Genomic DNA, 11,829 nt, shown 5'->3' with positions numbered 1-11,829 from the left:
GCGCCCCCGTACCGGGCGTACTCGGGTGCCGCGACAACGCGGCGAGGTGCCGTGCCGGGCGGCGCGGGGGCGTGCCCCACTTCCCCGAGACCGCTTAGCGCCGCAGGCGGTGGCAGATGTACGCGAGGGTGCCGAGCAGCAGCCGGGCCTGCGGCGGGCCGCCCGCGGAGTCGAGCGCCGGCGGGCGCAGCCAGCCGACCGGGCCGAGGCCCGCGTGGTCGGAGGGCGGGGCGGTCAGGAAGGCGCCGACGCCCAGGGCGCGCAGGTCGAGGTCGGCGTCGTCCCAGCCCATCCGGTACAGCAGCTGCGGCAGCTCGGCGGCCGCCCCCGGGGCGACGAAGAACTGGGCCCGGCCGTCCGGGGTCGCGGTGACCGGCCCGAGCGGCAGGCCCATCCGCTCGAGGCGGACCAGCGCGCGGCGCCCGGCCTCCTCCGAGACCTCGATGACGTCGAAGGCGCGGCCCACGGGGAGCAGGACCGCGGCGCCCGGGTAGCCGCCCCAGGTCTCGGTGACCTCGTCGAGGGTGGCGCCGGCCGGGACGGTCGGAGCGAGGGGCAGCGGATGTGCCCCCGGCGTGAGGCAATTCGTATGACCGCAGGAGCAGTCGCGGGCGGGGGCCGCGGCGCGGGCGCCGGGGACCACGTCCCAGCCCCACAGCCCGGTGTACTCCGCGACCGCCGTGCACTCCGACGTCCGGCCGCGGCGCCGCGAGCCGGAACGGAACTCCTTGGTGCTGCGGCTGCCGCCGATCGTGAAGCCCATGCCCATGCCCCCTCCAACGGGTCGGACGCGCCGGTGGTTACGACGTCGGCGGGACGGGATGCGGGGCCGGGTGCGAGCCCGGTGTCCCGAGGGCCACCCGGCGCACTCCTCGCCGCGTGCGCCCCTGGTGCACTCCCGTCCAACCGATCGTTTTCGCCTCGGTGTCAAGTGAATCGCGCCTGGCCGGTGGCTAGTTCATTCGAAGGGGTGGCGAATGGTGGCGTTTCCGGAATCGACCTCGCGGCAGGGGTGATCGTAGGATTACTTTCAGTGCACCAAACCCCGAAGGCGTGGCGTCCGTGGTTATGCCGGAGGCAACTTGTGGAGGACCTGTGAAGGTCCGTGGCGGCGCTCGCCGCCCCAGCCAGGGTTTCGTATGAAGAGGCTGAGTGGATGGGGGCGTTCCTGTGAGCGGCAACGGCGCAAGCGGAACGAGCGAGGAGCCGGAGGTCCCGGGCTCTGCAGCCCGCAATGAGCAACTGACTTCCTGGTTCGTCCGCAGCGGCTGGTCGAAGGGCGAACTCGCCCGCCAGGTGAACCGGCGCGCCCGTCAGATGGGCGCCCACCACATCAGCACGGACACCTCCCGGGTGCGCCGCTGGCTCGACGGCGAACAGCCCCGCGAGCCCGTCCCGCGGATCCTGTCCGAGCTGTTCTCCGAGCGGTTCGGCTCCGTCGTCGCCATCGAGCAGCTCGGGCTGCGCACCGCCCACCAGACGCCCTCCGTCTCCGGCGTCGACCTGCCCTGGGCCGGCCCGCAGACCGTCGAGCTGCTCGGCGAGTTCTCCCGCAGCGACCTGATGCTGGCCCGCCGCGGCTTCCTGGGGACCTCCCTCGCCCTCTCCGCCGGCCCCGCCCTCATCGAGCCCATGCAGCGCTGGCTCGTCCCGGTCCCCGCCGCCGACCCGGGCCCCCGCGAGGCGGGAGCGGCCGGAGCCCTCAGCGGCCACCGCCCGCCGCGGCTCTCCGAACCGGAACTCGGCCTCCTCGAAGCCACCACCGTGATGTTCCGCCAGTGGGACGCCCAGTGCGGCGGCGGACTGCGCCGCAAGGCCGTCGTGGGCCAGCTGCACGAGGTCACCGACCTGCTCCAGGAGAACCACCCGGCGCCCGTCATGAAGCGGCTCTTCAAGGTCGCCGCGGAACTCGCCGAACTGGCCGGCTGGATGAGCTACGACGTCGGCCTGCACCCCACCGCGCAGAAGTACTTCGTCCTCGCGCTGCACGCCGCCAAGGAGGGCGGGGACAAGCCGCTGGGCTCGTACATCCTCTCCAGCATGAGCCGCCAGATGATCCACCTGGGCCGCCCCGAGGACGCCCTGGAACTCATCCACCTCGCGCAGTACGGCAGCCGCGACTGCGCCGGCCCGCGCACCCAGGCCATGCTGTATGCGATGGAGGCCCGCGCCTACGCCAACATGGGCCAGCCCAGCCGCTGCAAGCGGGCCGTCCGGATGGCCGAGGACACCTTCTCCGACGTCGCCTTCGGCGGCGAGCCCGAGCCCGACTGGATCCGCTTCTTCTCCGAGGCCGAGCTCAACGGCGAGAACTCCCACTCGTACCGCGACCTGGCCTACGTGGCCGGGCGCAGCCCCATGTACGCCTCCCTCGCCGAACCCGTGATGCAGCGGGCCGTGGAGCTCTTCGGGAAGGACGACGAGCACCAGCGCTCGTACGCCCTCAACCTCATCGGCATGGCCACCGTGCACCTGATCCAGCGCGAGCCCGAGCAGGCCACCGTCCTCGTCGGGCGCGCCCTCGACGTGGCCGGAAAGGTGCGGTCCGAAAGGGTGAACACGCGGCTGCGCAAGACCGTCGACACCGCCGCCCGTGAGTACGGCGACGTCGCCGACGTGGTCCGGCTGACCGACCAGCTCGCCTCCCGGCTCCCCGAAGCCGCGGAGGCCGTCTGACGGCCCGAGCGGCCGCCCCCGAAGGCCCCGGCCGCGGCAGTCACCCCGTGAAGCCCGATCAGGCTCCCCCAGCCAGGTCCCCCGGGTCACTGCCGCGGCCGGCCTCTTTTTTGCGCCTGAACCGGCGCCGCTCTCGCGGAGGCGGTTGCTCGCCGTCGTGGTTCCTCAATTGATGGTTGCGGTCGTCCGTCGCAGTTCATCACCCCGTAACAGCCCGGACGCCTTCGTCATCGGCGCGAAACACCGAGCTGCGCCGCCGGAAACCGGCCTGCGCGAATCTCAGGGTCAATAACCGGCCAGCCCCCAGGCCCCACCCCCCGGCCTTACGCCTTGCGCCGCTCAGGTTTTCACGATCGCCCGCACGCGAACGTACCGACGACGAGGAGACGCCGATGGCATCAGCCATCACGACCCTCGCCGCAGACGCCCCGACGCTGTCTGCTGCGAACACCGGGTTCATGCTCATCTGCTCCGCCCTGGTCATGCTGATGACCCCGGGACTCGCTTTCTTCTACGGAGGCATGGTCCGCGTCAAGAGCAGCCTCAACATGCTGATGATGAGCTTCATCAGCCTCGGGATCGTCACGATCCTCTGGGTCCTCTACGGCTTCAGCCTCGCCTTCGGCGCGGACTCCGGCAGCATCATCGGCTGGTCCTCCGACTACGTCGGCCTCAGCGGCATCGGCATCACCGAGCTGTGGGACGGGTACACCATCCCGGTCTACGTCTTCGCCGTCTTCCAGCTGATGTTCGCAGTCATCACCCCCGCCCTGATCAGCGGCGCCCTCGCCGACCGCGTGAAGTTCAGCGCCTGGGCGCTGTTCACCGCCCTGTGGGTCACCGTCGTCTACTTCCCCGTCGCCCACTGGGTCTGGGGCGCCGGCGGCTGGCTCTTCGAGCTCGGCGTCATCGACTTCGCCGGCGGCACCGCCGTCCACATCAACGCCGGCGCCGCGGCCCTCGGCGTCATCCTGGTCATCGGCAAGCGCGTCGGCTTCAAGAAGGACCCGATGCGCCCGCACAGCCTCCCGCTCGTGATGCTCGGCGCCGGTCTGCTCTGGTTCGGATGGTTCGGCTTCAACGCCGGATCCTGGCTCGGCAACGACGACGGCGTCGGCGCGGTCATGTTCGTCAACACCCAGGTCGCCGCCGCCGCCGCGATGCTCGCCTGGCTCGGCTACGAGAAGCTGCGCCACGGCTCCTTCACCACCCTCGGCGCCGCCTCCGGCGCGGTCGCGGGCCTCGTCGCCATCACCCCCTCCGGCGGCTCCTGCTCCCCGCTCGGCGCGATCGCCATCGGCGTCATCGCCGGTGTCGTCTGCGCCATGGCCGTCGGCCTCAAGTACAAGTTCGGCTTCGACGACTCCCTCGACGTGGTCGGCGTCCACCTCGTCGGCGGTGTGATCGGCTCGCTGCTGGTCGGCTTCTTCGCCACCGGCGGGGTCCAGTCCGACGCGGCCGGCCTCTTCTACGGCGGCGGCCTGGAGCAGCTCGGCAAGCAGGCCATCGGGGTCTTCGCCGTCCTCGCCTACTCTCTCGTCGTGTCCGCGATCCTCGCCTTCCTCCTCGACAAGACGATCGGGATGCGGGTCACCGAGGACGACGAGGTCTCCGGCATCGACCAGGTCGAGCACGCCGAGACCGCCTACGACTTCAGCGGAGCCGGCGGCGGCGCCTCCTCCCGGAGCACCGCCACCCCCGTCCCCGCTGCCGCCGCGAGCAAGAAGGTTGACGCATGAAGCTGATCACCGCGATCGTCAAGCCGCACCGGCTGGACGAGATCAAGGACGCCCTCCAGCGCTTCGGAGTCCAGGGGCTCACCGTCTCCGAGGCCAGCGGCTACGGCCGCCAGCGCGGCCACACCGAGGTCTACCGCGGCGCCGAGTACACCGTGGACCTCGTACCGAAGATCCGTATCGAGGTGGTCGTCGAGGACGACGACGCCGAATCGGTGATGGACGTCCTGGTACAGGGCGCCCGCACCGGAAAGATCGGTGACGGCAAGGTGTGGAGCGTCCCCGTGGACGCGGTCATCCGCGTCCGCACCGGCGAGCGCGGCGCAGAAGCGCTCTAGGCGATGGGAGCTCCTGGGTGACGAGCGTCGAGCAGACCACGACGGGTGATTCCGGCGATCCGTCCGGCTCGGGACCCAGCGGGTACGCCGCGGCCCGGCTGCGACTCCTCCAGGAGGAGTCGCGGTCCGGGCCTTCGCGGCGTTCCGCGCTGGCCGGGCTGACCGACGACTGGCTGAACGCCCTGTTCACCACGGCCCTGAGGGAGACCGGGGTACGGGGCGCCACCCTCGTCGCCGTCGGCGGCTACGGGCGGGCCGAACTCTCCCCGCGCAGCGACCTCGACCTGCTGCTGCTCCACGACGGCAAGGCGGAGCCGCGGGCGCTGAGCGCGCTCGCCGACCGCATCTGGTACCCCGTGTGGGACCTGGGCGTGGCCCTCGACCACTCGGTGCGGACCCCGGCCGAGGCGCGCAAGACCGCCGCCGAGGACCTCAAGGTGCACCTGGGGCTGCTGGACGCCCGGCCGGTCGCGGGAGACGCGGGCCTGCTCGCGGGCCTGCGCACCTCGGTACTGGCCGACTGGCGCAACCAGGCCGCCAAGCGGCTCCCGCAGCTGCACGCGCTGTGCCGGGAGCGGGCCGAGCGGGCCGGGGAGCTGCGCTTCCTGCTGGAACCCGACCTCAAGGAGGCCCGCGGCGGGCTCCGCGACGCCACCGCACTGCGGGCGGTCGCCGCGTCCTGGCTGGCCGACGCCCCGCGCGAGGGGCTGGCCGAGGCCCGGCGGCGGCTGCTGGACGCTCGGGATGCCCTGCACCTGGTGACGGGCCGGGCGACCGACCGGCTCGCGCTCCAGGAACAGGACCAGGTCGCCGCCCAGCTGGGCCTGCTCGACGCGGACGCGCTGCTGCGCGAGGTCTACGAGGCCGCGCGGGTCGTCGCGTACGCGGGGGACGTGACCTGGCGCGAGGTCGGGCGGGTCCTGCGGGCCCGGGCGGCCCGGCCGAGGCTGCGCGGGCTGCTGGGGACGCGGGGGGCCGCGGCAGCCGAGCGGGCGCCGCTCGCCGAGGGGGTCGTGGAGTCCGACGGCGAGGCCGTCCTGGCCCTGGCGGCCCGGCCCGACCGGGACCCGGTGCTGGCGCTGCGGTTCGGCGCCGCGGCCGCGCAGGCGGGACTGCCGGTGTCGCTGCACGCCGTACGCCGGCTCGCGGCGCAGGCGAAGCCGCTGCCCGTGCCGTGGCCCGCGGAGGCGCGGGAGCAGCTGCTCACCCTGCTGGGGGCGGGGGAGCCGACGGTGGCGGTCTGGGAGGCCCTGGAGGCCGAGGGCCTGATCACCCGGCTGCTGCCCGACTGGGAACGGGTGCGGTGCCGTCCGCAGCGCAATCCCGTGCACACCTGGACGGTGGACCGGCACCTGGTCGAGACGGCGGTGAGCGCCTCGGCCCTGACCCGCCGGGTGAGCCGCCCCGACCTGCTGCTGATGGCCGCGCTGCTGCACGACATCGGCAAGGGCTGGCCGGGGGACCACTCGGTGGCGGGCGAGACGATCGCCCGCGACGTGGCCGTTCGGGTGGGCTTCGACGCGGACGACGCCGCCGTGCTGGGGGTGCTCGTACGGCACCACCTGCTGCTGATCGACACCGCGACGCGGCGCGACCTGGACGACCCGGCGACGGTCCGGTCGGTTGCGGAGGCCGTGGGATCGCTCGGCACGCTGGAGATCCTGCACGCGCTGACCGAGGCGGACGCCCTGGCCACCGGGCCCGCGGCGTGGAGCACGTGGCGGGGCTCGCTGGTGGCGGACCTCGTGGCGCGGGTCGCGTCGGTCCTGGGCGGGGCTGCGCCCGTCGCGGCGGAGCCGGTCATCCCGACGACGGAGCAGGAACGCCTCGCGGTGGAGGCGCTGCGCACCCGGGAGCCGGTCCTGGCGCTGCACGCGCGCCAGGAGGAGGACGACGCGGTCGGGGTCGAGCTGGTCGTGGCGGTCCCGGACCAGCCGGGGGTCCTCCCGGCGGTCGCCGGGGTGCTGGCGCTGCACCGGCTCACGGTCCGCGCCGCGGACCTGCGCTCGCTGGAGCTGACGGATCTGGCGGGCGAGGTACTGGTCCTCCGCTGGCGGGTGGCGGCGGAGTACGGGGCTCTGCCGGAGGCCGCCCGGCTCCGGACGGACCTGATCCGGGCGCTGGACGGCTCTCTGGACGTCCCGGCGAAGCTGGCGGACCGCGAGGCGGCGTACCCGCGGCGGCGCGGGGTGGTCCCGCCGCCGCCCCGGGTCACGGTGGTCCCGAACGTCTCCTCCCTGGCCACGGTCCTGGAGGTCCGGGCCCCGGACGCGGTGGGCCTGCTGCACCGGATCGGGCGCGCGCTGGAATCCTCCGGGGTCCGGGTCCGCAGCGCGCACGTCTCGACCCTCGGTGCCAATGCCGTGGACTCGTTGTACGTGGTCGACGCCGACGGCAAACCGCTGGCGCCGGCTGCGGCCTCGGCCCTGGCCGCCGCCCTGGAGGCGAGCCTCCACTGACCCGGGGCCACAGGTCCCGCTGCGCGGGCTTGCTCCCCGCCCCGCGCAGCGGCAGCCCATGGCGCCGGCCGGAGCCGGTCGGCAGGGGTGGACGGGGCGGCGGGCCGTACCGGGAACGGGCGGGTCCCCGGACAGGGGAAGGGCCCGATACCCTGGGGGGCGACCACACGCCCCCGACCCGAGGAATCGCGACCACCGTGTTCGATACGCTTTCCGACCGCCTCAGCGCGACCTTCAAGTCCCTCCGGGGCAAGGGCCGCCTCTCCGAGCAGGACATCGACGCTGCGGCGCGGGAAATCCGTATCGCCCTCCTCGAGGCCGACGTCGCCCTCCCCGTCGTCCGCTCCTTCATTGCGAACGTCAAGGAACGCGCCCGCGGCGAAGAGGTCTCCAAGGCCCTGAACCCGGGCCAGCAGGTCCTCAAGATCGTCAACGACGAGCTCGTCTCGATCCTCGGCGGCGAGACCCGGCGCCTGCGCTTCGCCAAGACCGCGCCCACCGTGATCATGCTCGCCGGTCTCCAGGGTGCCGGTAAGACCACCCTCGCCGGAAAGCTCGGCCTCTGGCTCAAGGGCCAGGGCCACTCCCCGCTGCTCGTCGCCTGCGACCTCCAGCGCCCCAACGCCGTCAACCAGCTCAGCGTCGTCGCCGAGCGCGCCGGTGTCGCGGTCTACGCGCCCGCCCCGGGCAACGGCATCGGCGACCCGGTGCAGGTGGCCAAGGACTCCATCGAGTACGCCCGCACCAAGCAGTACGACATCGTCATCGTCGACACCGCCGGCCGCCTCGGCATCGACTCGGAGCTGATGCAGCAGGCCGCGGACATCCGCGACGCCGTCAGCCCCGACGAGATCCTCTTCGTCGTCGACGCCATGATCGGCCAGGACGCGGTGAACACCGCCGAGGCCTTCCGCGACGGTGTCGGCTTCGACGGCGTCGTGCTCTCCAAGCTCGACGGCGACGCCCGAGGCGGTGCCGCGCTCTCCATCGCGCACGTCACCGGCAAGCAGATCATGTTCGCCTCGAACGGCGAGAAGCTCGACGAGTTCGACGCGTTCCACCCCGACCGCATGGCGGGCCGGATCCTCGACATGGGTGACATGCTCACCCTCATCGAGCAGGCCGAGAAGACCTTCAGCCAGGCCGAGGCCGAGAAGATGGCGGCCAAGCTGGCGAAGGGGCCGAAGGAGTTCACGCTCGACGACTTCCTGGCCCAGATGGAGCAGGTCAGGAAGATGGGCTCCATCTCCAAGCTGCTCGGCATGCTTCCCGGCATGGGTCAGATCAAGGACCAGATCAACAACATCGACGAGCGCGACGTCGACCGCACCGCCGCGATCATCAAGTCGATGACCCCGGCCGAGCGCCACGACCCGCACATCATCAACGGCTCGCGCCGTGCCCGTATCGCCAAGGGCTCCGGTGTCGAGGTCAGCGCCGTCAAGAACCTCGTCGAGCGCTTCTTCGAGGCCCGCAAGATGATGTCCCGCATGGCCCAGGGCGGCGGGATGCCCGGCATGCCCGGCATCCCGGGCATGGGCGGCGGCCCCGGCCGGCAGAAGAAGCAGATCAAGCAGGCCAAGGGCAAGCGCAAGAGCGGCAACCCGATGAAGCGCAAGGAAGAGGAGGCGGCGGCAGCTGCCCGCCGCGAGCAGGGCCCGCAGACCGCCCCGCCCGCCACCGGCAGCCCGTTCGGCCTTCCCGCCGCGGGCCAGCCCGGCCAGGACTTCGACCTCCCGGACGAGTTCAAGAAGTTCATGAAGTAACCCGTGCGGTAAGCGCAGTCGCATCGGGAAGGGCCCCGGCCGGATCATCCGGCCGGGGCCCTTCCGTGTAAGTTCTGCGGGCGCAATAGTGCGTTATATCCCTTATCGTCGGCCACGAGGACGGCAGTAAGGAGGCCACGTGCCCAGCCCCACCCCCGTACCGCCTCGCGAACGCGCCGACACGCCCTGGCGCTCCGAGGGCGCGCCGACGCCGCCGCCCAAGAGGAAGATGCCCGGGGGCTGGCGCGGACTGGTCCTCGCCGCACTGATCGTCTTCCTGCTCGCCAACGTGGCCCTGTCGTACTTCAACGCGGGCGACGAGCCGACCGTCTCGTACACGGAGTTCAGCAAGCAGGTCGCCGACGGCAACGTCTCGAAGATCTACTCCAAGGGCGACGCCATCCAGGGCGAGCTGAAGAACAAGCAGCCGCTGCCCGACGGCGACAAGGGCGACTACACGAAGTTCGTCACCCAGCGCCCGGCCTTCGCCGACGACGACCTGTGGGCGAACCTCAGCAAGCACAACGTCGTCGTCACGGCCTCACCGGTCGTCGTGCAGCGCAGCTTCCTGGCCAATCTGCTGATCTCGCTGGCACCGATGCTGCTGCTGGTCCTCCTGTGGGTGTTCATCGCCCGCCGCATGGGCTCGGCCATGGGCGGCGTCGGCGGGCTGGGCCGCAAGCAGCCGCCCAAGCCCGTGGAGCTGGAGGGCGGCAGGCGCACCACGTTCGCCGACGTGGCCGGCATCGACGAGGTCAAGGGCGAGCTCAACGACGTCGTGGACTTCCTCAAGAACCCACAGCAGTACCGGGCCCTGGGCGCCCGGATGCCCGGCGGTGTCCTGCTGGCCGGACCGCCCGGCACGGGCAAGACCCTGCTGGCGCGGGCGGTGGCGGGCGAGGCCGGGGTGCCGTTCTTCTCCGCCTCCGCCTCCGAGTTCATCGAGATGATCGTCGGCGTGGGCGCCTCCAGGGTCCGCGAACTCTTCTCCGAGGCGCGCAAGGTGGCCCCCTCGATCGTCTTCATCGACGAGATCGACACCATCGGCCGGGCCCGCGGCGGCGGGGCCGCCATGGGCGGCCACGACGAGCGCGAACAGACCCTGAACCAGATCCTGACCGAGATGGACGGCTTCTCCGGCTCGGAGGGCGTCGTCGTCATCGCCGCCACCAACCGGCCCGACGTCCTTGACCCCGCACTCACCCGCCCCGGCCGCTTCGACCGCACGGTGTCGGTCTCCCCGCCCGACCGGGCCGGCCGCGAGGCCATCCTGCGGATCCACACCCGGGACATCCCGCTCGCCGCCGACGTGGACCTCGACCAGGTGGCCCGCACCACCCCCGGCATGACGGGCGCGGACCTCGCCAACCTGGCCAACGAAGCCGCCCTCCTCGCGGTGAAGCGCAAGCAGGGCCACGTCACCCAGGCGGACTTCATGGACGCCCTCGAGAAGGTCCAGCTGGGCGCGGCGCGTGCGCTGGTCATGCCCGAGGAGGAGCGCCGCCGTACGGCCTACCACGAGAGCGGCCACGCCCTGCTGGGCATGCTCCAGCCGGGCGCCGACCCGGTCCGCAAGATCACGATCGTGCCGCGCGGCCGGGCGCTCGGCGTCACCCTCTCGACCCCCGACGCGGACCGCTACTCGTACACGGAGGAGTACCTGCGCGGCCGCATCATCGGCGCGCTGGGCGGCATGGCGGCCGAGCACGTCGTGTTCGACGTCATCACCACGGGCGCGGAGAACGACCTGGAACAGGTCACCAACCTCGCCCGCGGCATGGTCGGCCGCTGGGGCATGAGCGAGCGGGTCGGCCGCCTCACCGCGATCCCGGCGGACGCGCAGAGTCCGTACGGGCTGCTGGCGGCACCCGCCACGCTCGACGCGGTGGACCACGAGATGCGGCGGATCGTCGACGAGTGCTACGTCGAGGCCTGCCGGCTGCTGCGCGAACACCGGCCGAAACTCGACGCGCTGACCGAGGCCCTGCTGGCGAACGAAACCCTGGACGAGCCTGCCGCCTACGCGGCCGCCGGCATCCCCCGCCTGTCGAAGTAGCGGCGCAGGCCCTCCGTGCCCGCGGCTGCGGCTACGGCACGCGGGCGATCACGTAGCGGAAGATGTTCGGCAGCCAGACGGTGCCGTCCGCCCGCTCGTACGGGTGAAGGGCCTCCGTGAGCTCCTTCTCGACCTGCGCCGGATCCGAGGAGGACTCGTACAGCCCCGCCGACAGCAGCCCCCGTACCGCGCTGTCCACGTCCGCGTACCCGAAGGGGCAGAACACCCGGCCCGATCCGTCGGGCGAGAGCCCGGCCCGCGCCACCGCCGCGTCCAGATCCTGCGGCGCGGGTCCGCCACCCAGGACCGCGGGCACCGTGCACCGCTCCGCCGGGCCCCAGTCGGCCAGCACCACCGCCCCGCCCCGCCGGACCGCCGGCAGGGCCGCGGCCAGGGCCGCCTCGGACGGCGAGAGGGCCAGCAGCACGTCGTACGGCCGCGCGGCGGCCGGCGGGGCCGGCACCACGTCCAGCAGCCGCTCACGCGCCAGTTCCCGCCGCGCCGGATCCGCCTCCACGCCCGTGGTGACGGCTCCCCGCCCCGCGGCCAGCAGCAGGGCCAGCCCGGACCCGCAGTCGAGGCCGAGCAGCCGGTCGCCCGGCCCGACCTCCAGCCGGTCGTAGACCGCCTCGTACAGCGGTACCAGCATCCGTTCCTGGATCTCCGCCCAGTCCCGGGCGACGAGCGTCGCCGTCGGCGTCGGTGTCATCGAAAGAGCGCTCCTGATTCCTTGTCGCCCCCTTGCCCCCGTTGCCAGAGAACTCCCCATTCGCCCCCGCGTCCAGAGGAGTGCGCCAC

Annotated in this window: 8 protein-coding genes; 6 read left to right on the top strand and 2 right to left on the bottom strand. The window is 72.7% G+C overall.

Translation table 11 applies throughout. The annotated features are described in order from the left end of the window. Positions 1-94: 94 nt before the first annotated feature. Positions 95-763, bottom strand: coding sequence for a bifunctional DNA primase/polymerase (locus tag AB0M76_RS35265; RefSeq protein WP_365956830.1), 669 nt, complete (start codon positions 761-763; stop codon positions 95-97). A 479-nt stretch (positions 764-1,242) separates the two neighbouring features. Between AB0M76_RS35265 and AB0M76_RS35260 the strand changes: the two genes are divergently transcribed. From AB0M76_RS35260 to ftsH, 6 genes are all read left to right on the top strand, one after another. Next, positions 1,243-2,676, top strand: a complete 1,434-nt coding sequence (locus AB0M76_RS35260; protein WP_365956831.1) for a hypothetical protein — start codon at positions 1,243-1,245, stop codon at positions 2,674-2,676. 392 nt (positions 2,677-3,068) lie between these two features. Continuing rightward, on the top strand, positions 3,069-4,415 hold the full coding sequence (locus AB0M76_RS35255; RefSeq protein WP_365956829.1) for an ammonium transporter: 1,347 nt from the start codon (positions 3,069-3,071) through the stop codon (positions 4,413-4,415). Next, a complete protein-coding gene (locus AB0M76_RS35250) occupies positions 4,412-4,750 on the top strand; it encodes a P-II family nitrogen regulator (protein WP_030162445.1) in 339 nt (112 codons plus the stop codon). Before AB0M76_RS35255 ends, AB0M76_RS35250 begins: the two co-directional genes overlap by 4 nt. A 17-nt stretch (positions 4,751-4,767) precedes the next feature. Then, positions 4,768-7,209, top strand: coding sequence for a [protein-PII] uridylyltransferase (locus tag AB0M76_RS35245; protein ID WP_365956828.1), 2,442 nt, complete (start codon positions 4,768-4,770; stop codon positions 7,207-7,209). A 197-nt stretch (positions 7,210-7,406) separates the two neighbouring features. Then, a complete protein-coding gene (gene ffh, locus AB0M76_RS35240; protein WP_266636366.1) occupies positions 7,407-8,975 on the top strand; it encodes a signal recognition particle protein in 1,569 nt (522 codons plus the stop codon). 139 nt (positions 8,976-9,114) lie between these two features. Next, complete coding sequence (gene ftsH / locus AB0M76_RS35235; RefSeq protein ID WP_365956827.1) at positions 9,115-11,031, top strand: ATP-dependent zinc metalloprotease FtsH; 1,917 nt, start codon at positions 9,115-9,117, stop codon at positions 11,029-11,031. Between the two features lie 31 nt (positions 11,032-11,062). Here the strand turns inward: ftsH and AB0M76_RS35230 are convergent, their stop codons facing one another. After that, positions 11,063-11,740 carry a methyltransferase type 11 gene (locus AB0M76_RS35230; protein WP_365956826.1) on the bottom strand — a complete coding sequence of 226 codons (678 nt, stop codon included), beginning with the start codon at positions 11,738-11,740 and terminating at the stop codon, positions 11,063-11,065. Between the last annotated feature and the right edge of the window lie 89 nt (positions 11,741-11,829).

Origin of the sequence: Streptomyces sp. NPDC051364, from assembly GCF_040682115.1 — a bacterium.
In the GTDB taxonomy this organism is placed as follows: Bacteria; Actinomycetota; Actinomycetes; order Streptomycetales; family Streptomycetaceae; genus Streptomyces.
The sequence above is the reverse complement of the archived record's forward strand: the minus strand, read 5'-3'. Positions and strand labels throughout refer to the sequence as shown.

What these genes read in the sequence shown, in the direction of transcription:
- AB0M76_RS35265 (WP_365956830.1), bottom strand. Translation starts at nt 763, where the DNA reads ATGGGCTTCACGATCGGCGGCAGCCGCAGCACCAAGGAGTTCCGTTCC.
- AB0M76_RS35255 (WP_365956829.1), top strand. Translation starts at nt 3,069, where the DNA reads ATGGCATCAGCCATCACGACCCTCGCCGCAGACGCCCCGACGCTGTCT.
- AB0M76_RS35250 (WP_030162445.1), top strand. Translation starts at nt 4,412, where the DNA reads ATGAAGCTGATCACCGCGATCGTCAAGCCGCACCGGCTGGACGAGATC.
- AB0M76_RS35230 (WP_365956826.1), bottom strand. Translation starts at nt 11,740, where the DNA reads ATGACACCGACGCCGACGGCGACGCTCGTCGCCCGGGACTGGGCGGAG.